This window comes from Flavobacterium sp. GW823-FHT04A11 (assembly GCF_058796535.1).
Genome location: NZ_CM179503.1, coordinates 1,561,208 through 1,587,303, shown reverse-complemented (window position 1 = coordinate 1,587,303; position 26,096 = coordinate 1,561,208). Strand labels below are relative to the sequence as shown.

Annotated in this window: 26 protein-coding genes and 1 pseudogene; 17 read left to right on the top strand and 10 right to left on the bottom strand. The window is 33.2% G+C overall.

The window, feature by feature from the left end; translation table 11 throughout:
• Nucleotides 1-44: 44 nt before the first annotated feature.
• From AC3QL1_RS06975 to AC3QL1_RS06965, 3 genes are all read left to right on the top strand, one after another.
• Entirely contained in the window at nucleotides 45-635 is a 591-nt protein-coding gene (locus AC3QL1_RS06975; protein ID WP_492496294.1) for a DUF502 domain-containing protein, read from the top strand.
• Between the two features lie 64 nt (nucleotides 636-699).
• Nucleotides 700-1,656, top strand: coding sequence for a geranylgeranylglycerol-phosphate geranylgeranyltransferase (locus tag AC3QL1_RS06970; protein ID WP_492496293.1), 957 nt, complete (start codon nucleotides 700-702; stop codon nucleotides 1,654-1,656).
• A 344-nt stretch (nucleotides 1,657-2,000) separates the two neighbouring features.
• On the top strand, nucleotides 2,001-2,909 hold the full coding sequence (locus AC3QL1_RS06965) for a pseudouridine synthase (RefSeq protein WP_492496291.1): 909 nt from the start codon (nucleotides 2,001-2,003) through the stop codon (nucleotides 2,907-2,909).
• A gap of 80 nt (nucleotides 2,910-2,989) precedes the next feature.
• Here the strand turns inward: AC3QL1_RS06965 and AC3QL1_RS06960 are convergent, their stop codons facing one another.
• A complete protein-coding gene (locus AC3QL1_RS06960) occupies nucleotides 2,990-3,586 on the bottom strand; it encodes a DUF937 domain-containing protein (protein WP_492496289.1) in 597 nt (198 codons plus the stop codon).
• Between the two features lie 278 nt (nucleotides 3,587-3,864).
• The gene (locus tag AC3QL1_RS06955; RefSeq protein ID WP_492496288.1) at nucleotides 3,865-4,365 is read right to left on the bottom strand and encodes a DUF456 domain-containing protein; all 501 of its coding nucleotides are present in this window, start codon (nucleotides 4,363-4,365) and stop codon (nucleotides 3,865-3,867) included.
• 200 nt (nucleotides 4,366-4,565) lie between these two features.
• Between AC3QL1_RS06955 and AC3QL1_RS06950 the strand changes: the two genes are divergently transcribed.
• Both AC3QL1_RS06950 and AC3QL1_RS06945 read left to right on the top strand, forming a co-directional pair.
• The gene (locus AC3QL1_RS06950) at nucleotides 4,566-4,796 is read left to right on the top strand and encodes a hypothetical protein (RefSeq protein ID WP_492496286.1); all 231 of its coding nucleotides are present in this window, start codon (nucleotides 4,566-4,568) and stop codon (nucleotides 4,794-4,796) included.
• A 46-nt stretch (nucleotides 4,797-4,842) separates the two neighbouring features.
• Nucleotides 4,843-5,331 (top strand): hypothetical protein, encoded by a 489-nt coding sequence (locus tag AC3QL1_RS06945; RefSeq protein WP_492496284.1) that lies wholly within the window; start codon nucleotides 4,843-4,845, stop codon nucleotides 5,329-5,331.
• Between the two features lie 188 nt (nucleotides 5,332-5,519).
• On the opposite strand, the gene AC3QL1_RS06940 is transcribed toward AC3QL1_RS06945, so the two are convergent.
• A complete protein-coding gene (locus tag AC3QL1_RS06940) occupies nucleotides 5,520-6,653 on the bottom strand; it encodes a glycosyltransferase family 2 protein (protein ID WP_492496283.1) in 1,134 nt (377 codons plus the stop codon).
• Between the two features lie 306 nt (nucleotides 6,654-6,959).
• Entirely contained in the window at nucleotides 6,960-7,904 is a 945-nt protein-coding gene (locus tag AC3QL1_RS06935; RefSeq protein WP_492496281.1) for a hypothetical protein, read from the bottom strand.
• Between the two features lie 109 nt (nucleotides 7,905-8,013).
• Here AC3QL1_RS06935 and ruvC point away from each other — a divergent pair, with 109 nt between their 5' ends.
• The 9 genes and pseudogenes from ruvC (at nucleotide 8,014) to AC3QL1_RS06890 (ending at nucleotide 14,129) form a co-directional block, all read left to right on the top strand.
• Nucleotides 8,014-8,568 carry a crossover junction endodeoxyribonuclease RuvC gene (gene ruvC, locus AC3QL1_RS06930; RefSeq protein WP_492496279.1) on the top strand — a complete coding sequence of 185 codons (555 nt, stop codon included), beginning with the start codon at nucleotides 8,014-8,016 and terminating at the stop codon, nucleotides 8,566-8,568.
• A gap of 77 nt (nucleotides 8,569-8,645) precedes the next feature.
• Entirely contained in the window at nucleotides 8,646-9,779 is a 1,134-nt protein-coding gene (gene hemW / locus AC3QL1_RS06925; RefSeq protein ID WP_492496277.1) for a radical SAM family heme chaperone HemW, read from the top strand.
• Between the two features lie 160 nt (nucleotides 9,780-9,939).
• Nucleotides 9,940-10,280 (top strand): annotated as a pseudogene (locus AC3QL1_RS06920) (GxxExxY protein).
• 54 nt (nucleotides 10,281-10,334) lie between these two features.
• Nucleotides 10,335-11,099 (top strand): cyclase family protein, encoded by a 765-nt coding sequence (locus AC3QL1_RS06915; protein WP_492496276.1) that lies wholly within the window; start codon nucleotides 10,335-10,337, stop codon nucleotides 11,097-11,099.
• A gap of 93 nt (nucleotides 11,100-11,192) precedes the next feature.
• A complete protein-coding gene (locus tag AC3QL1_RS06910) occupies nucleotides 11,193-12,218 on the top strand; it encodes a DUF4421 family protein (RefSeq protein ID WP_492496274.1) in 1,026 nt (341 codons plus the stop codon).
• 22 nt (nucleotides 12,219-12,240) lie between these two features.
• Nucleotides 12,241-12,645 (top strand): GNAT family N-acetyltransferase, encoded by a 405-nt coding sequence (locus tag AC3QL1_RS06905; RefSeq protein WP_492496272.1) that lies wholly within the window; start codon nucleotides 12,241-12,243, stop codon nucleotides 12,643-12,645.
• Entirely contained in the window at nucleotides 12,642-12,992 is a 351-nt protein-coding gene (locus AC3QL1_RS06900; protein ID WP_492496271.1) for a DUF4260 domain-containing protein, read from the top strand. The genes AC3QL1_RS06905 and AC3QL1_RS06900 overlap by 4 nt, the downstream gene beginning before the upstream one ends.
• An 8-nt stretch (nucleotides 12,993-13,000) precedes the next feature.
• On the top strand, nucleotides 13,001-13,372 hold the full coding sequence (locus AC3QL1_RS06895; protein WP_492496269.1) for an MmcQ/YjbR family DNA-binding protein: 372 nt from the start codon (nucleotides 13,001-13,003) through the stop codon (nucleotides 13,370-13,372).
• A gap of 49 nt (nucleotides 13,373-13,421) precedes the next feature.
• Complete coding sequence (locus tag AC3QL1_RS06890) at nucleotides 13,422-14,129, top strand: PH domain-containing protein (protein ID WP_492496267.1); 708 nt, start codon at nucleotides 13,422-13,424, stop codon at nucleotides 14,127-14,129.
• Nucleotides 14,130-14,260: 131 nt separating this feature from the next.
• Here AC3QL1_RS06890 and AC3QL1_RS06885 read toward each other — a convergent pair whose 3' ends face one another.
• Nucleotides 14,261-15,361, bottom strand: a complete 1,101-nt coding sequence (locus AC3QL1_RS06885) for a DUF4407 domain-containing protein (RefSeq protein WP_492496265.1) — start codon at nucleotides 15,359-15,361, stop codon at nucleotides 14,261-14,263.
• A 232-nt stretch (nucleotides 15,362-15,593) separates the two neighbouring features.
• Between AC3QL1_RS06885 and AC3QL1_RS06880 the strand changes: the two genes are divergently transcribed.
• Both AC3QL1_RS06880 and AC3QL1_RS06875 read left to right on the top strand, forming a co-directional pair.
• Nucleotides 15,594-18,404 carry a TonB-dependent receptor gene (locus AC3QL1_RS06880; RefSeq protein ID WP_492496263.1) on the top strand — a complete coding sequence of 937 codons (2,811 nt, stop codon included), beginning with the start codon at nucleotides 15,594-15,596 and terminating at the stop codon, nucleotides 18,402-18,404.
• Nucleotides 18,405-18,477: 73 nt separating this feature from the next.
• Nucleotides 18,478-19,536 (top strand): phytase, encoded by a 1,059-nt coding sequence (locus AC3QL1_RS06875; protein ID WP_492497540.1) that lies wholly within the window; start codon nucleotides 18,478-18,480, stop codon nucleotides 19,534-19,536.
• A gap of 131 nt (nucleotides 19,537-19,667) precedes the next feature.
• Here AC3QL1_RS06875 and pckA read toward each other — a convergent pair whose 3' ends face one another.
• Entirely contained in the window at nucleotides 19,668-21,272 is a 1,605-nt protein-coding gene (gene pckA, locus AC3QL1_RS06870; protein ID WP_492496261.1) for a phosphoenolpyruvate carboxykinase (ATP), read from the bottom strand.
• A 203-nt stretch (nucleotides 21,273-21,475) separates the two neighbouring features.
• Complete coding sequence (locus AC3QL1_RS06865) at nucleotides 21,476-21,862, bottom strand: DUF423 domain-containing protein (RefSeq protein WP_492496259.1); 387 nt, start codon at nucleotides 21,860-21,862, stop codon at nucleotides 21,476-21,478.
• A gap of 190 nt (nucleotides 21,863-22,052) precedes the next feature.
• On the opposite strand from AC3QL1_RS06865, the gene AC3QL1_RS06860 reads away from it, so the two are divergent.
• Nucleotides 22,053-23,417, top strand: coding sequence for a saccharopine dehydrogenase family protein (locus AC3QL1_RS06860; protein WP_492496258.1), 1,365 nt, complete (start codon nucleotides 22,053-22,055; stop codon nucleotides 23,415-23,417).
• Between the two features lie 161 nt (nucleotides 23,418-23,578).
• On the opposite strand, the gene AC3QL1_RS06855 is transcribed toward AC3QL1_RS06860, so the two are convergent.
• From AC3QL1_RS06855 to AC3QL1_RS06845, 3 genes are all read right to left on the bottom strand, one after another.
• The gene (locus tag AC3QL1_RS06855; protein ID WP_492496256.1) at nucleotides 23,579-24,280 is read right to left on the bottom strand and encodes an energy transducer TonB; all 702 of its coding nucleotides are present in this window, start codon (nucleotides 24,278-24,280) and stop codon (nucleotides 23,579-23,581) included.
• 209 nt (nucleotides 24,281-24,489) lie between these two features.
• Nucleotides 24,490-25,713, bottom strand: a complete 1,224-nt coding sequence (locus AC3QL1_RS06850; RefSeq protein WP_492496254.1) for a M56 family metallopeptidase — start codon at nucleotides 25,711-25,713, stop codon at nucleotides 24,490-24,492.
• Nucleotides 25,710-26,081: a BlaI/MecI/CopY family transcriptional regulator gene (locus tag AC3QL1_RS06845; RefSeq protein ID WP_492496252.1), complete on the bottom strand. Its 372-nt coding sequence runs from the start codon at nucleotides 26,079-26,081 to the stop codon at nucleotides 25,710-25,712. Before AC3QL1_RS06845 ends, AC3QL1_RS06850 begins: the two co-directional genes overlap by 4 nt.
• Between the last annotated feature and the right edge of the window lie 15 nt (nucleotides 26,082-26,096).

The following is a 26,096-nucleotide window of genomic DNA, read 5'->3' as shown; positions in this document are numbered from 1 at the left end:
TCTGAATATCCTTTTCTAATTTATCTCTCTAAAAGTTATTTAATATGAAAAGTATTTTGAAAATTATTAAAGCAACTTTTTTAGGAGGAATTCTATTTTTAGCACCATTGATTTTATTGCTGGTTCTTTTAGAAAAAGGATTTGGCATTATTCAAAAAATTACAAATCCAATTGTACATCATTTCCCGAAAGTAAAAGTCTTAGGACTTGCAATAGAGGAAATAGTAGCGATATTAATCATCGTAATTATTTGTTTTGCCGCAGGTTTAATTGCTAAAACTTCGTATGCGCAAAGATTAATTCAAAGATTAGAAGACGGTATATTAAGCTTTGTTCCCGGTTATTCGTTCATGAAAAAAATGAATGAAAACATAATGGGATTTGAATCTAATGAAGACTTAAAAGTTATTCTTGTTCCTACTGACGCTGGCTGGCAATTTGCATTTTTGATTGAGCAGATAGACGAAAACAATTTTAGCGTTTTTATTCCCGATGCTCCAAATCCGTGGAGCGGTTCAGTTGTTTTTGTAGATAAAAAAGACATCAAAGAAGTTAATATTACTCAAAAAGAAGCCTTGGCCTGCATCCGAAAATTAGGCTTTGGTGCAAAAGAATTATTAAAAAATAAACTTTGATCATTCTGTTTCCTTCGGTAAAAAATCTTAAATTAGACCAAAATTCAAAAACTTAAAACAAAAAATGTTAAGCAGACAGCACAAACTTTTAGTCATGAAAATTGTCAGTCTGTTCTCTGTGGTAAGAGGTTACAACATTCCGATTATTGTTTTAGCGCAATATCTTTCTGCTATTTTCATATTGGCTCCGGAAAAAAGAGCTCTTGATATTTTACTTGATTTTAATTTATTTCTAATTGTTTTTGCTTCGGCAGTTACGATTGCTTCAGGATATATTATCAATAATTTTTACGATAGCCAGAAAGATTTAATCAACAGACCTAACAAATCAATGCTGGACAGATTGGTAAGTCAGAAAACAAAATTGTCCGTTTATTTTAGTTTAAATTTCCTGGCTGTTTTAATGGCGCTTATTGTTTCCTGGCGTGCGTTTTTATTCTTTTCGGTTTATATTTTCCTTATTTGGTTTTATTCTCATAAAATAAAAAAGTACGCTATTATCGGAAATCTAACATCAGCATTATTAGCCGTTGTTCCATTTTTTGCGATTTTATTGTATTTCTACAACAAGATTTTATTTGAAGAAATAGAAAATCATATGAGTCATTTTGCGGTCATTTCGGCTCATGCGATGTTTTTGTTTTTGTTATTGCTGATTCGGGAAATGATCAAAGATCTTGAGAATTTGAAAGGTGATTTGGCAAACGATTATCAAACGATTCCGATATTATATAGTGAAACGGTTTCGAAACAAATTATTACTGTTTTGACTTTTATGACTGTAATTCCTGTATATGTTTTGATCAATATTTATGATGTGGGTTATATGGACATTTACTTTTATATCTGTTTTGTTGCCTTGTTGTTTTTTCTGCTTTATTTATGGAAATCGAATTCTAAGGAACAATATTTACTGCTTCACAATGTTTTGAAATTTTTGATTGTTTCCGGTGTTTTTTGCATTGTACTGATTAATCCGAGTGTTTTGTGGCATGGGAAGAATTTGATTTCGCGTTTTTAAAGTTTTATACCACAGAGATACACGAAGGTTTTACACAGAGATTCACTGAGTTTTATTTAAGCTTTGTGTAACTCAGCGGTAACTTTGCGAATCTCTGTGGCATAAAACTTCTAAATATTTAAAAGAAGCCAATTGTTTGAAACTAGCCCCGATTGCAGTGGAAATCCTTTTATTTTTTTCCTTTAAAAAAATAAAAGATTGTAACGAAAAGCGGGAAACCATGCCTGAAAAAAGCCAATTGTGATGCTCCTGAAACTTCAAAAAACAATAGCTATTAATCTAAGAACAATGAACTTAGGATTATTTAGCAAGAATAAACTATCTTTGCACAAATTACAGAATTTATGAACAAAAAGGAAGGCAATAATAAAGGGGGCGGATCAAGACCAAATAGTTCAAGATCAAACTCTAGCAAGCCAAAACCTCCTATGGCGAAGCGCGCGCAAGGGCCAAAAAAAGTGAAACCTGCTGTTAAGGCTGCAGAAGAAGAAAAGGCAGAAAAAATTAAAAAACAGAATCAGGCTCCGAAAAGACAAAAAGCTGCAGACGAGATTCGTTTGAACAAATACATCTCTAATTCAGGTGTTTGTTCGCGTCGTGATGCCGATATATACATTCAGTCTGGAAACGTTAAAGTAAATGGCGTTCCGGTTACTGAAATGGGTTATTTAGTAAAATTAAACGATGTTGTTAATTTTGATGGCGTTACTTTGACTCCTGAAAAGAAAGAATATATTTTATTGAATAAACCTAAAAACTTTACAACTGCCCTTGATGAAGGCCAAGAATATCGTAACGTTCTGGAACTTGTACGTGGTTCTACGACAGCAAAAATTGCTCCGATTGGAAGAATGGACAAGAATACAACTGGTTTATTATTGTTTACGAATGATACGGATATGATTCGTAAATTTACTTTACCGAGTCAGAAATCATCTAAAATTTATCAGGTTTCGTTAGATAAAAACTTAAAATTTGAAGATTTAGAAAAAATCAGCAAAGGTTTAGTTCTTGACGGTCACCGTGTGTTTGTTGAAGAGGTTAGTTATATTGATAATGAACCTAAAAGCGAAATTGGTTTAAAACTTCGTTCATCAAATGTAAAAGTGGTTCGTGCTATTTTTGAACACTTTAGTTATGATGTTTTACGTATCGATCGTGTATCTTTTGCCGGTTTAACCAAAAAGAATTTACCAAGAGGTAACTGGCGTTTTTTAACCGAACAAGAAATTATCAATTTGAAGAATGTTTAAGAAACACTTCAAATTAGGCAATATAAATCCTGTTTTACATTTGTAAAATGGGATTTTTTATTTAAGTGCAATTTGAGATTCTAGAAAAAATTGTGTCCAAAAAGTGTAAAAACAGATCTTCCCATGGCTTGGTTTTTTTCTTCAACCGTTTCGTGACAAGAGAATCCAAGTATGATTTTTATTCCAGGCTGAATGCTGTTTAAAATATCACGCTTTTGATCTTCCAATAACATCTTTAAGCTTTTTAGTAATTGTGTATTATTTTTAAGATAAGAAACAACCAGAAGAGCTGAGAAATTTAGAATTTCGCGTGCTGTTTCGCTTTTAATACCAACTTCGTTTGAGATCATTTCAGAAATTCTTCCTTTTTTATTGCTAAAAATTTCTTTCAATAATTCGTTTCCTTCAATTCTGTAACAATCATCTACTGATAAAATTCTTCCGGAAGTAAAATCAACTTCTCCGTAAAAAGTAGAATCATCGCCGATCAGGGAAACAACATTTTTGTAAAACCCTGACTCCTCGGCTTTATTATACAATCCCATAAGAACGGTTCCAATAGAAACATCAATTCCCTTTATTAAGAGTGCATCATTTTCGAAATAAAACTTATTTAATTTAGAAACAACATTAGAAGAAATAAAACGTCTAAGTTCAATTTGTAGGTTAGGAGTCATATGTTTAGTTTTAAAATTATTTAAATCCATTCAAAATAATCGACTAAGTGGGGCTTTTTGTCGTTTATCGAGATAAAAATATAAAATATTTTAACATTTCCAAAAATTAAGTTAAAAACTTAAAGTGAAATTTTTATGCTATTTTAAGTCAAAATCTAAAAGTCTCAATGAACATAACCCTTTCGTTATCAAAAAGAAATAAAAAAATTAATTTAGAAATATGTTATTTTTTCAAAAAAATAAAAAATATAAGAAAAATATTAACCTAAATCTTACGATTAAAACAATAAAGATCTATTTTGCCAAACTATATTTAAAAAAACTCCAAGAAAAATAACACAAAAAAGGAAATTAATGAAGCTGGAAGCCAAAAAACCCAGTAACGAACCAGTTGCCGCTTTTATTGCACGTGTATGATTTTTAGAATCATAAATCATTTCTCCTATAAAAGCGCCTACGAATGGACCAATTATAACTCCAAAAGGTATTGGAGCAATAATTCCAACAATTAAACCAATGTTAGTTCCCCAAACTCCGTACGAACTTCCGCCAAACTTTTTAGTGCCCTTTGCTGGAATAACATAATCTAAAACTGTAATTATTATGGTAATGAAGAGCGTGATTCCCAAAACCCAATAATTATTTTCAACCACTTTTGTGAGGTACAATAACAACAAACCAACCCAACAACTTGTTAAGCCTGGTAAAAAAGGCAGAAAACTTCCGAAAACCCCAACAATCATGCATATAAAACCAAGTACCAACAATAGTGAATCCATATATTTTTTTGTAAATTTGCTTGTTAAACCGTCAGAAAAATTAGACAATGTACAGCGTTTTTAAATTATTTTTTATTTGTTCAGCGATCTTTATGATCGATGGCAACGCTTATGCTCAAAATAAAAAACTGTCTTTTGACGACCAATTACTTCAGGACAGTATCTATAAAAGTAATAAGAAAAAAGTTCTAAACTTCTCGATGAAAGAATTTGATACGCTTTTTTTTGAATATTTCTCGCGTAAAAATAATCCTGATACTATTTTAAGCAAAACCGAGTTCTATAACTATACGGTTCAAATCGCTACTTTTTCTGACCGACTGGCCAAACTCTATCCTGATCAAAAAGAAGTTGCCGAACAAAACAAGGAAAAATGGCTATCTGAAAGCTATGAAGAATATCTAAATTATAAAGCAAGCCAAAAAAAATAATCGTATTTTTATACCATACAATATCATCCAATACAATATCACAGTCTTGAAGCAGTTATCCCTTTTCTTAGTTTTACTTTTTATCAGTTCTTGTCAATATTTTGAGAAGCAGATTCCGTCTGAAAAAGAATTACTTCAAAAAGAACTAAAAGCTATTAACTGGAAAGAAGTGGATGAGTTTCCATCTGTGGTTGATTGCGAAAAAGTGAGTGATAAAAAACAGCGTCAGCAATGTTTTTTTGAAGTAATGGCGCAGCTAATTCAGGAAAAATTAGACATCGATACGCTTTCAATTTTATATCCTGAACTGGATACTATTGAGGTAAAAGTCACTATTTTCCCGAATGCAACCATGAAATTTGAACCACAATTCCCAAAAGATACTGTGGCTTATGACACCATTAAAATTGACAGTATTTTGCATGCTCGCCTGGTTGATTTCCCAAAAGTCAATCCGGCTATAAAACGCGGAGTTCCGGTAAAAACACAATTTATTTTGCCTGTAATTATCAAAACCAAGGAAGAAAAGAAATAATCTTTTTCACCATTTAAGTGATATAATTTCATTTAGTTTTAGTGATTAACTTTAGAATTTTCAGGAGCTATTTCCTGCTATCCGCTTGTATCTTTTCCTTGCTAAAGAAGCAAGAAAAAGGATACCGCTTCTATCAGGGCTAGGGCTCTCGTTTTCATAAGCCATTGTTTAAAATTACCCCAGAAAATCTATTTTCCAAACTTCCTTCCCTTCCATTCATAAGAACCAAACAGACTATAGAAAGCTACTGTTGTACTAAAGAAAGGGTAAAACAAGCTACTTAAAACCACGTAACGCAATGTTGTTTTTGTCAAAAATTGATTTGTTTTATAAAGTAAAACAAAGTCGATAAAAAATTTGGAAACAACATACAATACTAAAAAATACCAATCCCAAATTCTAAAAATACAAAGCACAAATCCCATTACAAAACTCAGGTTTCCGAGGAAAACAATTATTCCTAAACTTTTCCCGAAATTACTTTGATACGAGCTTGTTTTTGCTGCCCAACGCACTCTTTGATGAAATAAGGATTTCCAACTTTCGGTGGGTTTTGTAATTACAATTGCATCTTTGGCTTTTAAATAATGAACTTCATCCGGAAATAAACTAGCTGCTTTTTGAAGTAAAAAAACATCATCGCCACTGGCAATCTTATTGTTGCCATCAAATCCGTTTAGTTTTTCGAACAATGATTTTGTGTAGGCGAAATTAGCCCCATTGCACATAAAGGCTTTTTTAATGCCAAAACTTCCAATTGTGGCGCCTTGCAAACTCGTTAAATCTAATTGTTGAAAATGATCTAAAAAAGAATTTTCACATTTATACGAAACTGCTCCGGCCAACATTGAGACATTATTTTCCTGAATGTAATTATCAAACGTTAAAAGCCAATTTTCCAGCACCATACAATCTGCATCAGTTGTAATCACCCAATTGGTTTTTACATGTTTCATCGCTGTTGAAATCGCATCCTTTTTGGGTGAATTTGAAACCCGAATATTTTCAATTATAGAAACTTGGAATTTGTACCCGAGCCTAAGCGAACTGGCGAAGCAATTTAAAATTTGGAATTTTTCAGAAGAATTATCATCCACCAAAATCACTTCAAACAAATCTCTCGGATAATTAAGTTTAGAAAAACTTACCAAAAGATTCGGCAGATTTTCTTCTTCATTCCGAAAAGGAACTATTACTGTAAAACTGGTTTGAGGTTTAAGATTTGTATTTTGGTACTTTTTTATTTTGGTAAAACCATAAATAAGTAAGCCAATGCTAGATAAGTAAGTAACTAAAATTACATTAAGAATAATCACAATCATAGCTTTGATTTAAAATTTATTGTTGTTCATAGGAATTTAAAATCTTCTTGTCTTAAAATTTTATCTGTGTAGTCCCTACGGTACATTTTATCGATATCTCTTCATTTTGTTCTACGAAGATCTAACTCCTAACGGAGTACCTTCTCGTAAAGATTATAGATTATATATTAAAAATATTTTCTACAACATTTAACTCTTAACGGGGTATATCTCGTAGAGATTACATATTGGTAACAAAATTGCTTCTCCCAGAATATTTGTCCCGTAGGGACTATACAATCTTACTTAATCATTTAGAATCGATACTTATACCTTAGGAGAACTTTTAAAATTCAACACAAAATAACTGCCTATAATCACAGGTAAAACCACATTTAGAAACCACATAAGCGTACTTATAAAAACGACAATCCATTCGTTTACGCCCAGAATTCCGAAGAAATAAATAGCGACACTTCCTTTTACGGCAAAGTCTAAAAACTGAAATGTAGGCAATGAAGAAGCCAAAAAATACACTACGGAAATTGTCGCAATCAGCGTAAAATAAGGCAAATCAACATCAAAAGCCAGAAACAAAAAATAATATTGATGCGAAAAAACAATATAACGCAATGTTCCCAAAAAGATATTTCGCTGATGAACTTGTTTTGGGATTTCATTAATTTTATGAATCAATTTTTCAATGGAATATCCTTTGATTTTGATTTTTTTCAGTGAAAACAAAACAATAAAAAGCAATATAAATCCACCAAATAAAATTGTAACCGTTTTAGTTGTAATGATATTGAATTTAACATTAAAATATAACAAACCGAAAATACCAAAAACAACCGTTAATATCATTTGAATTCCGTTGCAGATTAAGTTCAGGAAAACTACTTTTTTAGCTTCAGATTTTGGATAATACAATGCTTTTCCGGCGTACTCTCCTACTCCGTTTGGAGTAAAAATTCCCGCTGTTAATGCTGCCAGAACTTGTTTGGTTGCTTCGCCCAAAGAAATTTCGTGAATAACTTTGGCCAGATTCTGCCATTTTAAAATCTCAAAATATCGATTTAAAACACTCAAGAGCAGAATAAATCCAATTCCTAAAACCGACTGATTTTTACGAAACAGTGTGATGAATTTTTGCCAATCGAGTTTGTCATTATTCGCCAACTGATTATAAATAAAGTAAAATGCACCACCTACAATCAAAAGTTTGACTAGAAGAACAAGGAATTGCTTAGCTTTGTGAGGAATTGGAATCATGCCGCAAAAGTAATCAATTTGAAAATGTGGCAATGAAAATGTGACAATTAGAAAATTAGAAAATGAGTCAATTTTCTAAACCTGAAACATCAAACTTGAAACAAAAAACTTGACAAAAGAACGCATCATATTAGGTATTGACCCCGGAACAACCATTATGGGTTTTGGATTAATTAAGGTCATCAATAAAAAAATGGAATTTTTGCAGCTTAATGAGTTGCAATTGTCCAAATACGATAATCATTATCAAAAACTAAAAATCATTTTTGAGCGAACGATTGAGTTAATCGAAACGCATCATCCTGACGAAATTGCGATTGAAGCTCCTTTCTTTGGTAAAAACGTACAATCAATGTTAAAATTAGGTCGTGCACAAGGTGTTGCAATGGCGGCGGGACTTTCGAGAGATATTCCGATTACAGAATACGAACCAAAAAAGATAAAAATGGCCATTACCGGAAACGGAAATGCAAGTAAAGAACAGGTCGCTAAAATGTTGCAACAACTTTTAGGATTGAAAGAATTACCAAAAAATCTGGATTCAACAGATGGTTTGGCGGCTGCCGTTTGTCACTTTTTTAATTCAGGGAAAATTGTTGCCGGAAAAAGTTATTCGGGTTGGGATTCTTTTGTAAAACAAAACGAAGATAAAGTTAGAAAATAGTTTTAAGTCGCAGTGGCAGTTTACAGTTATACTGAAACTGAAAACTGAGACTGAAAACTGAGACTGAAAACTAAAAAATGAGCGGTATCTACATTCATATTCCTTTTTGCAAACAGGCTTGCCACTATTGCGACTTTCATTTTTCAACTTCGATGAAAAAGAAAGACGATATGGTTTTGGCATTAGCTAAAGAAATAAACATGCGCAAAAATGAGGCTAAAGCTGAAGTTATAGAAACCATATATTTTGGCGGGGGAACGCCTTCTGTTTTGAGTAATGACGAGATAAACTTTTTAATTGCAGAAGTTTATAAAAATTATAAAGTTGTAGAAAATCCTGAAATTACGCTCGAAGCAAATCCGGATGATTTATCTACAGAACGAATTTTAGAATTAGCCAAAAGTCCAATAAACCGTTTGAGCATTGGAATTCAGTCTTTTTATGAAGAAGATTTAAAGATGATGAATCGCGCTCACAATTCGGCGGAAGCCATAAAATGTTTACAGGAAGCGACAAAATATTTTGACAATATTTCGCTCGATTTAATTTACGGAATTCCGGGATTGACTGACGAAATGTGGAAACAAAATATCGAAACAGCTTTGAGTTTTGGAATTCCGCACATTTCGAGTTACGCTTTGACAGTTGAACCGAAAACGGCACTAAGCAAATTAATTCAAACCGGAAAAATTGCTGAACCGCAAGACGAAGTGGCTTCAAATCATTTTATGATCTTAGTTGAAACACTTCAAAAAAATGGTTTTATTCATTACGAATTATCCAATTTCGGGAAAGAAAATTATTTCTCTAAAAACAATTCAGCTTATTGGTTAGGAAAAAAATATATTGGAATTGGTCCTTCGGCTCATAGTTATGATGGCGAAAAAAGAGGCTGGAATATTGCTAATAATTCGCTTTATTTAAAGTCAATTCAGGAAAATATTTTACCCATTGAATCTGAAATCCTGACAATATCTGATCGTTATAATGAATATATTATGACTGGATTGCGAACAATTTGGGGCGTTTCTTTAGAACGGATTGAAAAAGAATTTGGTTTGGATTATTTGGATTATTTACAAAAACAATCTCAGAAATTCCTGAACGATGATTTGCTTTCAATTGAAAACAACATCCTAAAACCAACCGCAAAAGGAAAATTTTTAACAGATGGAATTGCTTCAGATTTATTTTATTTAAATTTGAAATAAAGGTTTAACCGCGAAGTTCGCAAAGATTTACGCAAGGTTCGCTAAGTAAATTAAATAAGAATATTCTTATTTTTTTTGAATTTAATTGTATTTTTACAGATATTAAAATACATTTAAATTTACTTATGTCGGAGAATGAATTATCAAAAATTGTTTTTGATTGTGCTTTAAAAGTCATCAAACTTTAGGTCCGGGTCTTTTAGAAAGTGCTTACGAGGAATGCCTTTTTTTTGAATTAAAAAGATTGGGTTTAAATATTGAAAAACAAAATCTCTACCATTAATTTATGAACAAATAAAATTAGAAATTGGTTATAGATTGGATATTATAGTTGAAAATAAATTAATTTTGGAGATAAAATCAGTTGATGCTTTAAATGAAATTCATTTTGCACAACTATTAACTTATTTAAAATTAACAAATTGCAAATTAGGTTTGCTCATAAATTTTAATGTTGTCTTAATAAAAAATGGAATTAGAAGAGTAGTTAATAATCTATAATATAAAACTTAGCGTACTTTGCGTAAACCTTAGCGAACCTTGCGGTTAAATAATATGTTAGCAACAATCAACAACTTCGAAATCGACTTATCAAAACCCATTGATATTTCTATTCCATTAACAAATACAGACGAAAATCCCATTGCGTGGTATATCGAAAAACCAGTTATTGAACCAGTAGTTTTTGGTGATTGGATCGGGAAAGTTTCTGAGGGAAAATCATCTACCAATTTCAATAATATTTTCTTTAATCCGCACGGACATGGCACGCATACAGAATGTTTAGGGCATATTACGAATGATTTTTACAGCATCAACCAATCTTTGAAGCAGTTTTTCTTTTTTGCAAAACTGATCACGGTTGAGCCTGATCAAATTGGAGATGATTTTGTGATTACGAAAGAGCACATTTCGACTTCGCTCAATGGCACAAAACCGGAAGCAATTATTATTCGAACGCTTCCAAATGAAAAAACTAAAAAGTCCAGAAAATACTCGAATACAAATCCGCCTTATTTGTCTGAAGAGGCAGCGATTTTCATCCGCGAAAGCGAAATTCAGCATTTATTAATTGATCTTCCGAGTATTGACAAAGAACATGACGAAGGAAAGTTATTGGCACACAAAGCTTTCTGGAACGTAAAAGACACGCATAACCTGAATAGCGATGCCCGTTTTGAAGCCACAATTACAGAAATGATTTTTGTGCCCGATGAAGTTCAAGATGGAGATTATCTCCTGAATTTACAAATTGCTTCTTTTGAAAACGACGCAAGTCCGAGCAAACCTGTTTTATACGCTATCTCAAAACTTTCGTAATTAATTTATCAATTTTAATTTGTAGTTTTATAATTACTAATGCGTAATTATTTTGCATTGAAAACAGCCGCCACGAAACAAAACTTAAACCAAATGAATCATAATGCAGTTTTTGCATTTGTATTTGTGCTTTTTACTTTGAGTTTCACAAAATTAGTCGGCCAGAATAAATCAGAAAAAGATACCATAAATTTTATTTATTATCCGGATAAAATCATGATTCGGGCAAACGTAAGCACACAAACCGATGCTTATTTGTTAACGAATAAAAATGGTCCAAACCTGGATCTGGAAACCAATAACAGCTACAAACTTTTTTTAAGTATAGATTATAAATTTATCGGTTTTAGCTATGGTTTTTATCCCAAGTTTTTTGGAGGAAATAAAGATGAAGAATTAAAAGGAAAGTCCTCTTTCTCCGATTATAATTTCCGTTTCTTTTTAGGAAGATGGCTTCAAACAGCTCAATTCAGCAAAACGCGAGGGTATTATGTGGCGAATATGTCTGAATTTAATCCGAATTGGGTTGAAGGAAGAGATCCGTATCTGCAGTTTCCGTATTTTAAAACGGTACAATACGGAATGTCGACTTCGTATCTTTTTAATCCAAAATTCTCTCTTAAAAGCATTACCTCTTTTACAGAATGGCAAAAAAAGAGTGCCGGAAGTTTTATTCCGTCGTTGATTTATAGCTACAACAGAATTATTTCAAAAATTGACGATCTCAACGGAAAGCAAAAAGAATATGATATTCGACTAGCAGCAGGGTATCATTATAATTTTATTATTCATAAAAACTTTTATATTGCACCACATTTATCGCCTTCAATCGGAGTCAAATTTTTAGATGATAAAAGTATTGACGCAGGAGTTGAAACTGTAGAGAAGAAAACATATTTTACCAGAAACATTGAAGGCGGAATAAAAATAGGTTATAACAGCGACAGGATACTTTGCGGAGCAAGTATAAACTTCGACGACAGTTCGTATAATCAGGATAAAACTACGGTAATTACAAATGGTAAAGTGTTTGGATTATTGTATTTTGGCTACCGTTTTGATGCGCCGGAATTTGTTAGTAAACCGATAGAAAAAATCGACGAAAAAATAAAAATGTAGCCTACATAATTATAAAAAAAACATGAATCAGATTACCGTTTCGACCGATAAAACAAAACTCAATGTTCCGTTTATCCAAAACTTTTTAAAAGATATTTACTGGGCTGCCGGCAGAACAATCGAAGAAGTACAGACTACAATTGATGCTTCAGTTTGTTTTGGAATTTATTTGGATGAAAATCAAATTGGCTTTGCGCGCGTGATAACAGATTATGTCGTTTTTGGTTATGTGATGGATGTTTTTATTACCGAAGAACATCGTGGAAAAGGATATTCGTCAATTTTAATTGAAAATATGATGAATGAACCGCTTTTAAAAGAGATTAAAATCTGGCGTTTGGCCACGACTGATGCGCATTTTTTATATGAAAAATTTGGTTTTAAACCCTTAGAACATCCCGAAAAAATGATGGAAAAGAAAATATGAAAACAGTTATTAAATTAGAAGAAGTAGGTTTATTTATTCTGGGAATCTATTTGTTTAGTCTCCTGAATTATCAATGGTGGTGGTTTTTGGTTTTAATTTTAGCTCCGGATTTTTCGATGCTGGGTTATGCTGTCAATAATAAAATCGGCGCTTTATCGTACAATCTTTTTCATCATAAAGGAATTGCGATTTTGCTTTATTTAATCGGCTGTTATTTGCAGATTGAAGTAATGCAGCTTATTGGAATTATCTTATTTTCGCATTCTGCCATGGATCGAATTTTTGGTTATGGACTGAAATATGAAAAGGGTTTTAAATACACTCATTTAGGTGAAATTGGTAAATAAAAAATGATATGAATTTAGAAACATTTTACGAATATTGCCTTTCTAAAAAGGGCGTAACAGAACATTTCCCTTTTGATGAAGACACATTGGTGTTTAAAGTAGGCGGAAAAATGTTTGCTTTATCTTCCTTATCACAATGGGAAAATAACGAGCAATCTGTCAATTTAAAATGTGATCCGGATCGTGCTGAGGAATTACGAGCCGAATATGACGAGATAAAACCTGGCTTTCATATGAGCAAAGTGCATTGGAATACGGTGGCTTTGAACGGAAGTTTATCGACTGCTTTTGTAAAAGAACTTATCGATCATTCGTATCAATTGGTTTTCAAAAGTTTGACAAAGAAAATTCAGAATGAAATTATTGAATTAGAAAATTAGGCATTACATTTGCATCATTACGACAACAAAACTTAGCAATTTATCACCCATGAAAGAACAATTTAAAAAATTTCTAAACGAAGAACAAGATCCAAAAGCGATTGAAAAAATCACTTCAAAACTCAATGATTTATTGATGAAAGGTGAAGAAGTTGGATATATTGCCGTTCAAAAAAAGCCGGCGATTACTGTTTTTCCTGATAGTATTGTATTAACAAACAAACGAATTATTATTTGTAAACCTAAAAACTTAGGTCTTTCGATGGATTTTACAGATTATACCTGGGATGATATTGCGGGTGCTTTTGTAAAAGAAAACATTTTAGGTTCTGAATTCTCTTTTAACACCAATACTGATTTATCAATTTCGATTGATTATATCCCAAAAATTCAGGCTAGAAAAATATATACTTACGCAAAAGAACAATTGGATTTACTTAAAAATCCTATTGTTATTTCTGCTCCAACTATAGAAACTGCTACACCTGCAGAACCGGAAATTGAAGATGCAATTGAAGAAGTAGAAACAGAAGAAGTAACCAATTATGCCGAAATTATGCCGGCTACAACTCCATCATACACGGAGACTTTTGAACCAATTCAGCCTCAAACTCCAGCTGGAGATCGTAAATTGAGTGAATTATCTAAAGAAGAACTTTTTGATAAATTACAGAATTACAAAAAACTATTGGACAACGGATTAATCATGCAAGGTGAATATGACGCGTTCAAAAAAGAAATATTGAGTTATATGTAGGTTTTTTTAACTGCAAAGAGCGCAAGAAAATCATAAAAAAAACCATCAGTTTCATAGCTGATGGTTTTTTATTTTATAAAACTTTGCGAACATTGCGTAAAATCCTTGCGCGCATTGCGGTTAAATTTTCTCTACAAAGTCGCTTTCTGTTTTTCTACAAATTTATGCGATTGTAATTCGAGTAATTCGGTTGCATTTTTGCGTTGAAGATCATATAGGCTTTTATCTTCGGCAATATCTGCATAAACTTTGTCGTGCATTTCGGCACTGGTTTTTACTAATAAATCGCGTTGGTATTTATTTTGTGCTAAAGTCGCTTTCATCGCGGTTTCGGCTTCTTCCTGTTTAAAATCAAATTCGCCTTTTGGTGCTAATAATTTTGCAATAATAGGGGAAGTTTCAATCGCCAGAAATAACAACATTATAAAGAAAGATGGAAGCCATGGCAATTTATTCAAAGCGTTAATTCTCGCCATCAAACCATCAAAACCTTCGATAATGGGTTGTGTTTGCGATACTTTTTTATCTAAATCAGCTTGCAGTTGTTTGCCTGCTTTTTCTTTCTCGGCAATTTTAGCTTCGTTAGCTGCTTTTAAAGTTTCGAATTCTTTTAAAGACGCGTCGTGTTTTTCTCTTTTCTCTTTATAAACAGGACCTTTACCGAGTTTTTTAGTTCCCGCAGTTCCTTCTGCTTCTGTAATATAAGTCGAATATAAAGCATTTACTTCTTTTTCTTTCGTGAGAATATCCGCTTTTAAAGCCGCAATCTCCGCTTTATTTTTATCTAAATCTGATTTGAAATAATTGCCAACTTGTTTTTTATTGGCCAATTCCATTTCATTTTTTTCTTTTAATAAAACAGTATTGATTTCTTTTTCGAAAATTTTAATCTCCAAAGGTTTAGAAATTACGATTGCAATAATAATGGCCAGCATAATTCTGGGAGTCGCCTGCAGGAATTCATCCATAAAACGATCTCTTTTTTTAATTGTAGAAACAATAAATCGGTCTAAATTGAAGATTAGTAAACTCCACACAAATCCAAAAATTAAAGCCGGATAAATGGAATCAAAAACAGTAAAAAGCGCGTAAGCACTGGCAAGAAAAGCCATAACTGCAGTAAAAAAAACGGTAGCGCCAATACCAACATATTTGGTTTGTTCGCCTTCTGAACAGCCTTCAAGAACATCTCTGTCGGCGCCGGAACAAAGGATAAAAAATTGTTTTAACATGATTGATGATTTTTGATTGTGATTGATATGGCAAATTTAGCGCCAAAAATTTAATTCTGATGTAAATACTTGATTTGTTTTTAGTTGTGAATCAATTATTTGCTGCTTAAATGTTATTTAAATATTAATAAGATTTGAATTTACAACGTCAATCATAACGGTATATTAATTTTTTACAATGGTTTTAATAATACTAAGGTTCTAGTTTCGCAGTCAAAACAAACCAAACACAATGAAAAAAATGTATTTATTAGTCGCTTTTATGCTTTTGGCCTTTTCAGGTTATGCGCAAAAAGCTATTATTTCAGGAAAAGTATTAGACATTGACGACAAATTACCGTTACCGGGAGCGATGATTCAAATTGTTGGCGATAACAAATACACCGTTTCAGATTATAACGGTCGATTTGAATTACTTAACATAAACGCTGGAACTTATAAGGTTACCGTAAAATATATTGGATATACAGCAATAACACATGAAATTACAGTTGAAGAAGGCAAAAATAATGTACTTGATTTTGCCCTTAAAACTTCTGGAACTGAGTTGAATGAAGTTGTAGTGGGAGACATTTTAAAAGGTCAGGCCAAAGCTTTAAATCAACAAAAAAATAATAAAAATATCGGAAACGTAATTTCATCTGATCAAGTGGGGCGTTTTCCGGATGCCAATGTTGGAGACGCTTTAAAACGTGTTCCGGGTATTACAATGCAAAACGATCAGGGTGAAGCGCGTAATATTATCATCAGAGGTTTGGCTCCGTCTTTGAACTCTGTGACTTTAAATGGCGACCGAATTCCATCTGCAGAAGGAGACAACAGAAACGTGCAAATGGACTTGATTCCGTCTGATATGATTTCGACTATCGAAGTAAATAAAACGTTGACTTCAGATATGGATGCGGACGCCATTGGAGGTTCTGTAAATTTAGTAACAAGAGCAACTCCAAACGGTGAAAGAATTTCGGCAACAATGGCCGGAGGTTTTATGCCAATTCGCGAACACGCAACTTATACCGCAGGTTTAGTGTATGGAAATCGCTTTTTTGACAATAAGTTAGGCGCCGTTTTTAGCGGATCTTATAATAATGTAGATTATGGTTCTGATGATGTTGAAAACGAATGGGTAAAAGATGATTTTGGAAATGAATTTGTTCAGGCTTCTGAAGTTAGAAAATATGATGTACAGCGTATTCGTCGCAGCGGATCTGTCGCTTTAGATTATAAATTTGACGAAAACAATACCATTTTTGCCAATGCCATTTACAATTGGAGAGATGACAGAGAAAACCGTTTCAGAACCACTTATGATGATATTGAAGCCATTTATGATGGTGAAACTATCACAGGTTTTGAAGGTCGTATAAAACGCCAGACAAAAGGCGGAGTTGACAATAGCAGAAACAAAAACAGACGATTAGAAGATCAAAGAGTTCAGAATTATGCTGTTCGCGGAGAGCATTTAATCAACTCAAAATTAGATTTGGACTGGTCGGCAAATTATGCAAAAGCCAGGGAATACCGTCCGGGAGAACGTTATATCGAATACCGTCAGACTGGTCTGGAAATGTTTCAGGATTTATCTGATTTAAGATTTCCTTTGGTTACAACAACCGGAGAAGCAGTAGATCAATTTGAATTTGATTCGGTTACAGAAAACACAGATGAAACCAGCGAAAGTGAATTTGGTGCTAAAATAAACATCCGTTTTCCTTTCTCCATTATCGCTGGAGAAAAAGGAAGAATCAGAACTGGACTTCGTTTGAGAATGAAAGAAAAAGAGAGAAACAACAATTTCTTTTCTTATGAACCTGTTAATGGTGGAATGGATTTATTATCTGATGTTTCAACCAGTTATTATGATGGGAAAAACTTTAATCCGGGAAGTAAATATGTGCCGGGAACTTTTGCTTCAGCTAGTTTTTTAGGAAGTCTTGATTTAAATAATTCAGCTTTATTTGATAAAGAAGCAGATCCTGCAGAATTTTTAGCGGTAAACTACAACGCAAAAGAAAATATTTATGCGGCGTATGTAAGATGGGATCAGGATTTTAATGATAAACTTTCTATGGTTTTAGGTTTCAGAGTTGAGAATACGCATATCGATTATACCGGAAACCGCGTTCTTGACGAAGAAGAATTAGAAAGCAAAATCAATACTACAAATGCTTACACGAATGTTTTGCCAAGTATTTCATTTCAATATAATGCTACAAAAGATTTAGTTTTACGAGCGGCTGCCACTACAGCTTTGGCAAGACCAAACTATTATGCGCTTGCGCCTTATGTAAACAATATTGCTGCAGATAAAGAAATTACAGCCGGAAATCCGGATCTTGATGTAACGTATTCATACAATTATGATTTCATGGCCGAGAATTATTTCAAATCAGTTGGATTAATTTCAGGAGGTGTTTTCTACAAAAGATTAAATGATTTCATTTACAATTATAGCGATAATCAATATACAGATGCCAAATTTGCTGCTGATTTCCCAAATCAGGCAAACCCGATTCCGGCCGGCGAAAACTGGTCATTTGTTCAGTCAAGAAACGGAGATACTGTTGATGTTTACGGTTTTGAAGTTGCTTTTCAGCGTCAGTTAGATTTCCTTCCGGGGAAATTCTTAAAAGGTTTTGGCATTTATCTGAACTATACTTACACAAAATCTAAAGCAAAAGGAATTGCTGATGAAGACGGAAACCAAAGAAACGACATCAGTCTTCCGGGTACAACGCCACATATGTTTAACGGATCATTATCTTGGGAAAACAAACGTTTTTCTGCCAGAATTTCAACCAATTTCACTTCAGATTATTTAGATGAATTAGGTTCAGAATCGTACAAAGACAGCTATTATGACAAACAATTTTTCTTAGATGCAAATGCTTCTTATAAAATTACGTCTCATCTGCGCATCTTTGCCGAAGCCAACAATTTAACCAACCAACCATTGCGCTATTATCAAGGAATTGAGGCGCATACCAAGCAAGCAGAATTCTATCAGGCGAGATATAATTTCGGTTTGAAGTTTGACTTGTAATAATCAATTTATAAAATTCCTAAATTAGACAGCACTTAACGGTTCTGTCTAATTTTATTAAATGAAAATCATAATGAAATATACATCGATACTTGTTTTTTTACTTTTAAGCACTTTATTAATAGCCTGTAAAGACGATAAATTAGCTCCCGTTGCCGCAGATGCACTTAAACCAACAACTGTAACTCAGGCTTTGCCCCACGATACAGATGATCCTTCGATCTGGATTCACCCAACCGATGCTTCAAAAAGTATTATTGTGGGTACAGATAAAGATACCGACGGCGGTTTGTATGCTTTTGATTTGAATGGAAAAATCCTTAAAAAATCGATCACTTTAAAACGACCAAACAATGTTGATATCGCTTACGGTTTAATAATCAACGGAAAGAAAGTAGATATTGCCGTAACGACAGAACGTGAATCAAACAAAATAAGAATCTTTAGTTTGCCTGATTTAAACCCAATTGATAATGGCGGAATTCCTGTTTTTGAAGGCGAAGAATTAAGAGATCCAATGGGAATTGCCTTGTACACGCGCCCAGCCGATAAAAAGATTTTTGCCGTTGTAGGAAGAAAATCCGGACCTTCCGGAAGTTATTTATGGCAATATGAACTTTCCGGAAACGGAAAATTTGCTGCTGCAAAAGTGGTTAGAAAATTTGGCGCATACAGCGGAAAAAAAGAAATCGAAGCGATTGCAGTTGATAATGAATTGGGTACTATTTTATATTGCGACGAACAATTCGGAATCAGGAAATACAAAGCTGATTCTGCTTTAAACGATAATAAAGAAGTTGCCCTTTTTGGAAAAACAGGTTTTAAAGGTGATAATGAAGGAATTGCAATCTACAAAAAAACAGATTCGACAGGATATATTTTAGTCTCCAATCAGCAAGCCAATACTTTTATGGTTTATCCGAGAGAAGGCGCAAAAGGAAATCCGAACGAATATCCTTTATTAGCAGAAATTCCAACCTCGACAATCGAATGTGACGGTGCCGATGTAACCAGTATAAATTTAGGAGGAAAATTTAAAAACGGACTTTTTGTAGCCATGAGCAACGGAATGACGTTTCATTATTATTCCTGGGATTTGATGCAGAAACGTATCGACGAATCTAAAAAATAGTTTACAGTCGCAGTCGCAGTTTTCAGTTTCTTAACTGTGACTGAAAACTGAGACTGAGACTGAACTGAGACATAACAAAAAAGCTGTTCAGTTATTGAACAGCTTTTTTAATTTTGAATTAGTAATCTTCCTTATTCTGTTTTAGGTGCGCCGGCTAAAATTTCAGCGTTGGCAAACTCTTCAAATTTGGCAAAATTCGCTTTGAATTTTTGCGCCAGTTCGATTGCTTTTTTATCGTATAACTCAGGATCTTCCCAAGTATTTCTAGGATTTAAAATTTCACTTGGAACATTCGGGCAAGATTGTGGTTTTGCAATTCCAAATACGGCATGATTTTTAAATTCTACATTATCCAGTTCTCCTTTTAATGCAGCAGTAATCATGGCACGGGTATATTTTAGTTTCATACGGCTTCCTGTTCCGTATGCACCACCTGTCCAACCAGTATTGATCAACCACACTTTTACGTCTGCTTCTTTCATTTTTTTAGTTAACATTTCTGCATAACGTGTTGGATGCAAAGGCATAAATGGCGCTCCAAAACAAGCCGAAAAGTTAGGCTGTGGTTCTGTAACTCCCGCTTCTGTTCCGGCAACTTTAGCCGTATATCCGGAGATAAAATGGTAAGCAGCCTGACCAGGAGTAAGTTTAGAGATTGGAGGCAAAATTCCGAAAGAATCTGCCGTTAAGAAAAATATATTTTTAGGATTATGTCCAATAGATCCCGGCTGAATATTGTCGATATGTGTTATTGGGTAACTTACACGTGTATTTTGAGTGATTGAAACATCATCAAAATCCACTTCGTTTGTTCCTTCTTTAAAAACAATATTTTCTAATAAAGCTCCTTTTTTGATTGCTCTGAAAATGTCCGGTTCATTTTCCTCTGTTAAGTTGATCACTTTCGCATAACAACCTCCTTCAAAGTTAAAAACAGTATTTTCAGCAGTCCAACCGTGTTCGTCATCACCAATTAATTTACGATCCGGATCTGCAGATAAAGTAGTTTTTCCAGTTCCTGATAAACCAAAGAAAATCGCAGTATCTCCCGCTTCACCCACATTGGCGCTGCAGTGCATTGGTAAAGTATTTTCGAAAACTGGTAAAATGAAATTTAATGCAGAGAAAATTCCCTTTTTCATTTCTCCCGTATATCCTGTTCCGCCAATAAGTGCTACTTTTTTAGTAAAATCTAAAATCGCAAAATTAGACTGGCGTGTTCCGTCTACAGCAGGATCTGCCATAAAACTTGGCGCACAAATTACGGTCCATTCTGGTGTAAAGTTGGCTAATTCATTTTCCTCCGGTCTTAAAAACATATTGTAACAAAACAAATTAGACCAGGCAGTTTCTGTTACAACGCGAACATTCAGTCTGTAATTTGCATCAGCACAAACGTATGCATCACGTACAAAAACTTCTTTATTCGATAAAAACTGTGTTACTTTATTATATAATTTTTCAAAAGCTTCTGATGAAAACGGAATGTTTACATTTCCCCACCAAACTTTATCTTCTGTTATACTATCTTTTACGATAAAACGATCCTGAGGAGAACGCCCTGTAAATTCACCTGTATTAATTGCCAGCGCTCCTGTAGAGTTCTCAACACCTTGTCCTGATTGCACTGTAATTGCATGCAATTCGTCTGCAGATAATTGATAGTGAACCTTGGCATTTTCAATTCCTAATCCTGAAAGCGAAATCGATTGCGTGAAAAGTGTGTTAGTGTCCATAAATTTGTAGTTGTGTATATTATTTTTTTTAGTGCACAAACATATTTTACTTTGAGCTTTAAGTACTTACCTTAAAGTTAGAATTGTTATATTTTTTATCAATTCAGATAAAAACATATAAAAATTCACATAAGTAATGTTTTATGTTATTTATGAGACAAAATTAAAGATTAATTTTTAGATAGAATTTTTTATTCTGTATTTTATGATTTTTGCTTCAAAATACTAATAAATAATCCCAACCAAGCAAGAATTAATAAGAATCCGCCCAAAGGTGTTGCGAATACGATAATTTTTGAGTCAAAAACCGTAAGATTCTTTGTAGCTAATAAATAGATAGATCCACTGAATAAAATAACACCCGCAACCGCCAAATTATAGATGGTTTTTAAGGCTTTTGGAGAAAGTTCTTTTCTGGTTGAAAGAAAAAACAAAAAGAAAGCATGATACATTTGATAACGAACTCCGGTTTCAAAAGTCACCAATTGTTCTACAGATAAATATTTTTTTAGCAAATGGGCTCCAAAAGCTCCTAAAATAATAGCTAACATTCCTATAAAAGCACCGGTAAGGATAATTTTTCTTTTCATATTTTCTATACTTCAATTTGAACACAAAAATACTTCAAACTATCCGAAAAAGCATTTCCCTTTTTAAAAATCTTTTACGAAAAGAAAATCTTTAATATTTTATCTGAAATAAAAAAGATTTCATTTTTTTAAATCAATACAACTGTTATATTTGTAACAATTTAATATATTTGTGTTATAAATATAAAATATGAGAAGCATTTTAATTTTCGGAGCCGGAAGGTCAGCCTCTTCATTAATTCGGTATTTGTTGTCAAAATCAGAAAGCGAAAATCTACATCTGATCGTGGCTGATTTGTCTTTGGCTTTAGCCGAAAAAAAGACACAAAATCATCCAAATGCTACTCCGATTGCTTTAAATATTTTTGAAACCGAAGAAAGAAAAGCGGCCATAGAAAAAGCGTCTATCGTAATTTCGATGCTGCCGGCCCATTTACATATTGAAATTGCAAAAGATTGTTTAGAATTCAAAAAACATCTTGTCACCGCTTCTTATATAAGTGATGCGATGCAGGAATTGGACGAAGAAGCCAGAAAAAACAATTTGATTTTCATGAACGAAATTGGTCTTGATCCGGGAATCGATCACATGAGTGCCATGAAAGTTATTGACGAAATTAGATCAAAAGGCGGTAAAATGCTTCTGTTTGAGTCGTTTTGCGGCGGACTTGTGGCTCCTGAATGTGACAACAACTTATGGAATTATAAATTTACCTGGGCGCCAAGAAATGTTGTTCTGGCTGGACAAGGCGGCGCTGCCAAATTTGTTCAGGAAGGCACTTATAAATATATCCCGTACGGAACTGTTTTCCGCAGAACCGAATTTCTGGAAGTTGAAGGTTACGGAAAATTTGAAGCCTATTCCAATCGCGATTCTCTAAAATACAGATCTATTTATGGTTTAGATGATATTCTGACTTTGTACAGAGGAACGATTCGAAGAGTGGGTTTTTCTAAAGCCTGGAATATGTTTGTGCAATTGGGCATGACAGATGACAGCTATATCATGGAAGATTCTGAAAACATGAGTTACCGTCAGTTTACAAATTCTTTTTTGCCGTATCATCCAACAGATTCTGTTGAGATAAAAACACGACTTATTTTAAAAATTGATCAGGATGATATTATGTGGGATAAACTTCTGGAATTGGATTTATTTAATCCCGACAAAAAAGTAAATCTTCCAAACGCAACTCCTGCACAGATATTAGAAAAAATACTTTCAGACAGCTGGACGCTTGAACCAGATGATAAAGATATGATTGTGATGTACCATAAATTCGGATATGAATTGGATGGTGAGAAAAAACAAATAGATTCAAAAATGGTTTGCATTGGCGACGATCAGACTTATACCGCAATGGCAAAAACGGTTGGATTGCCGGTTGCGATGGCAACTTTATTGATTTTGAATAGAAAAATCACAACTCCGGGCGTACAGCTTCCTATAAATAAAGAAGTGTATTTGCCTATTTTAAAAGAATTAGAAGAGTATGGCGTAATTTTTAACGAACAAACCATGCCTTATTTTGGCTATAATCCTGATCTATTTTAGTGATGGCTTAGTTTTTTTTTGAGAATTTTTTTTAGTTTTTAATTGGTCCGCTTCTAAAATTTAGAAGCGGATTTTTATTATGAATCAGGAAAAAATTTAACCGCAAAGTTCGCAAAGCTTTGTATAGATGAAGCTTTGCCAACTTTGCGGTTAAAAAACAATTATTCCGCAGATTGAATAGACATAGGCAAATGATATTGAGCCGCTACTTCTTTGCCGTCTAATTTTCCGGGAATCCAGTTTTGAGATAATTTCAGGACCCTTAAAGCTTCTTCACCCGTGCTGAAACCAAGGTCTTTATCTACTTTAAAATCAGATAATGATCCGTCTTTTTGGACAATAAAACTAATATAGATTTTTCCTTTCAAGAGTACATCTTTAGGCGTTTTTGGTACTTTAAAGTTTCTTCCAACAAATTTATAAAACTCCTGCATTCCGCCTGGATAGGTAGGCTTGGTAGTCAGATCTGATGTTTTGTATACTCCGTTTTCTGCTTTTATTTCTTTGTATTTTTCAGCAGAGAGATTAATTTCTACCACATCTGGACCTCCTTTTTGAAGTTTGTCGATAATTTCTTCTTTCGACAATAATCTTCTGCCATCAAAGAAAATGTTTGGAAGCGCTTTTTTCTCTGCCAGACTAAGATCATCAAATTTTTTTTCGGCCGAAATAGTGCCTTTTTCATCTTTAATTTTAAAGATCGTGTTTTCAAAATACGATTCAAGAACATTTTTTCTTTTCGTCGTCTCTGGTATTGTTGCTGTTGTTGAAGACTGAGCAAAACCTGTTGCACCACAAACAAACATTATAACAACAAACATGAATATCCTAATGGTAAAATCTAAACCTCTTCTTTTTATCATAAATTTTAGTTTTTTTCTGATAAAAATAATAAAATTTCAATCATGTCTTTAAATAGTGCTGCATTTATAACATTATGGATAAAAAAAATTCGGCTAAAGCCAATTCTTTTCTGAAACAAAAACTCCAGCTAAAGCTGGAGCCTATTCAATTCTGATGCACAACCTTTGCCCCTTTGAACCTTTGAGCCTCTGAACCTTATCAAAAAAAATTAATCTGCCTGGATTTTTATTGGCATTGTATACTTGACACGAGCCGGCTCTCCATCTATAGATCCGGGAATCCATTTAGGAGAAAGTTTCATGACACGAATTGCCTCATCTCCTAGTGCATAATCTAAATCTTTTACGATTTTAAACTCAGATAAAGTCCCGTCTCTTTCAACCATAAATTCAATAACCATTTTTCCTTGCAGCTTGTTTTTTGCAACATCTTTCGGTATTTTAAAATTCATTCCTACAAGTTTATAAAATTCCCCAATCCCTCCGGGAAACTCAGGCTGTTTTTCAATTGAATCTTTGATTCCCTTAACGATGGCCTTTTCATAATTTGACTTATCTCTTCCTTTTTGAGCAATAGTTTCTGTACTAAAAACAAATAACAACAAAACGCAAACAATACTTACGACCAGCACTTTAAACATCATTTTTAATCGGGATTCTTTTTTAGTCATCATAATAAAACGTTTTTTGGTTATTAGATAATTCATATTACTGGCCAATGCTATGGTGCTTTTATCAGAACCAAAATTCAACAATAACTTTTGATATGCTGTAACCGACTCAAATTGGGCATTAACAGCTTCGTCAGCTAAAAATTCATGGTTTAATTTTATGGCTTTTTTGAACAAAACAATAAGCGGATTAAACCAAAAAACAATTTGCAGAACTTCTATAAAAAGAATATCCAGAGTATGTTTTTGCTGCAAATGCGCTTTTTCGTGCGCTAACAATTCTACTGGAATTTTGCCTTCTTCGAATTCATTTTTATTGATAAAAACAGATTTCCAAAATGAATGCGGTAAAACAGGTTCTTCCATTAAAACTACTTTTACATCATTTACCAGTTGGCTGTCATTCCTTTTGGTTTTCTTATAAAACGAATACAAATTCAGAATAAAACGAACCAAAAAAAGTAATGCAACAGCAACATAAATTATGCTTAAAACAAAGGTTATAATTTGATCCCAATTGTCTTTGCTTAAAATAACATTGCTGGTTCTAATCACAATTCCGTCTAATTGAATTACACTTAAAGAATTCCCTAATAATGGTTTAACAGAAATTAATTGCAATGGAAGCACGAAACTGAGAACCAAACTCAAAAGCAAATACGCTCTGTTAAAACGAAACATTTTTTCGTTTTCCAACCATAATTTATAAACTGCATAAAAAACGAAAAGCAGTATTCCGGATTTTAAAAGATAGTTTATCATTTTTTCTTTTTTTGAATTTCTGAATCGATTATTTTTTTGAGTTCTTCCAGTTCCGAAGTTGATAAATTCGTTTCTGTAGTGAAAAAGGAAGCAAATTGTGACGCCGAATTATTAAAGAAATTACTAATTAATCCGTTTACATGTTTCGAAAAATATACTGTTTTTTTGACCAGCGGATAGTATTCCCTTGAATTCCCAAATTCATTGTACGCAACAAATTTTTTATCTATCATTCGTTTCAAAAGCGTTGCAACGGTTGTAGTTGCAGGCTTTGGTTCCGGATATGCTTCGAGCAAATCTTTCATGAAGGCTTTTTCAAGCTTCCAAAGATGCTCCATTAATTGTTCTTCTGAGTTGGATAATTGCATTTTTTTTAGGTTCTA

Excerpts from the sequence above, each read along its gene's own strand:
- AC3QL1_RS06975 (WP_492496294.1), top strand. The coding sequence starts at position 45 with ATGAAAAGTATTTTGAAAATTATTAAAGCAACTTTTTTAGGAGGAATT.
- AC3QL1_RS06970 (WP_492496293.1), top strand. The coding sequence starts at position 700 with ATGTTAAGCAGACAGCACAAACTTTTAGTCATGAAAATTGTCAGTCTG.
- AC3QL1_RS06965 (WP_492496291.1), top strand. The coding sequence starts at position 2,001 with ATGAACAAAAAGGAAGGCAATAATAAAGGGGGCGGATCAAGACCAAAT.
- AC3QL1_RS06960 (WP_492496289.1), bottom strand. The coding sequence starts at position 3,586 with ATGACTCCTAACCTACAAATTGAACTTAGACGTTTTATTTCTTCTAAT.
- AC3QL1_RS06955 (WP_492496288.1), bottom strand. The coding sequence starts at position 4,365 with ATGGATTCACTATTGTTGGTACTTGGTTTTATATGCATGATTGTTGGG.
- AC3QL1_RS06950 (WP_492496286.1), top strand. The coding sequence starts at position 4,566 with ATGAAAGAATTTGATACGCTTTTTTTTGAATATTTCTCGCGTAAAAAT.
- AC3QL1_RS06940 (WP_492496283.1), bottom strand. The coding sequence starts at position 6,653 with ATGATTGTGATTATTCTTAATGTAATTTTAGTTACTTACTTATCTAGC.
- AC3QL1_RS06935 (WP_492496281.1), bottom strand. The coding sequence starts at position 7,904 with ATGATTCCAATTCCTCACAAAGCTAAGCAATTCCTTGTTCTTCTAGTC.
- hemW (WP_492496277.1), top strand. The coding sequence starts at position 8,646 with ATGAGCGGTATCTACATTCATATTCCTTTTTGCAAACAGGCTTGCCAC.
- AC3QL1_RS06915 (WP_492496276.1), top strand. The coding sequence starts at position 10,335 with ATGTTAGCAACAATCAACAACTTCGAAATCGACTTATCAAAACCCATT.
- AC3QL1_RS06910 (WP_492496274.1), top strand. The coding sequence starts at position 11,193 with ATGAATCATAATGCAGTTTTTGCATTTGTATTTGTGCTTTTTACTTTG.
- AC3QL1_RS06905 (WP_492496272.1), top strand. The coding sequence starts at position 12,241 with ATGAATCAGATTACCGTTTCGACCGATAAAACAAAACTCAATGTTCCG.
- AC3QL1_RS06900 (WP_492496271.1), top strand. The coding sequence starts at position 12,642 with ATGAAAACAGTTATTAAATTAGAAGAAGTAGGTTTATTTATTCTGGGA.
- AC3QL1_RS06895 (WP_492496269.1), top strand. The coding sequence starts at position 13,001 with ATGAATTTAGAAACATTTTACGAATATTGCCTTTCTAAAAAGGGCGTA.
- AC3QL1_RS06890 (WP_492496267.1), top strand. The coding sequence starts at position 13,422 with ATGAAAGAACAATTTAAAAAATTTCTAAACGAAGAACAAGATCCAAAA.
- AC3QL1_RS06885 (WP_492496265.1), bottom strand. The coding sequence starts at position 15,361 with ATGTTAAAACAATTTTTTATCCTTTGTTCCGGCGCCGACAGAGATGTT.
- AC3QL1_RS06880 (WP_492496263.1), top strand. The coding sequence starts at position 15,594 with ATGAAAAAAATGTATTTATTAGTCGCTTTTATGCTTTTGGCCTTTTCA.
- AC3QL1_RS06875 (WP_492497540.1), top strand. The coding sequence starts at position 18,478 with ATGAAATATACATCGATACTTGTTTTTTTACTTTTAAGCACTTTATTA.
- pckA (WP_492496261.1), bottom strand. The coding sequence starts at position 21,272 with ATGGACACTAACACACTTTTCACGCAATCGATTTCGCTTTCAGGATTA.
- AC3QL1_RS06865 (WP_492496259.1), bottom strand. The coding sequence starts at position 21,862 with ATGAAAAGAAAAATTATCCTTACCGGTGCTTTTATAGGAATGTTAGCT.
- AC3QL1_RS06860 (WP_492496258.1), top strand. The coding sequence starts at position 22,053 with ATGAGAAGCATTTTAATTTTCGGAGCCGGAAGGTCAGCCTCTTCATTA.
- AC3QL1_RS06855 (WP_492496256.1), bottom strand. The coding sequence starts at position 24,280 with ATGATAAAAAGAAGAGGTTTAGATTTTACCATTAGGATATTCATGTTT.
- AC3QL1_RS06850 (WP_492496254.1), bottom strand. The coding sequence starts at position 25,713 with ATGATAAACTATCTTTTAAAATCCGGAATACTGCTTTTCGTTTTTTAT.
- AC3QL1_RS06845 (WP_492496252.1), bottom strand. The coding sequence starts at position 26,081 with ATGCAATTATCCAACTCAGAAGAACAATTAATGGAGCATCTTTGGAAG.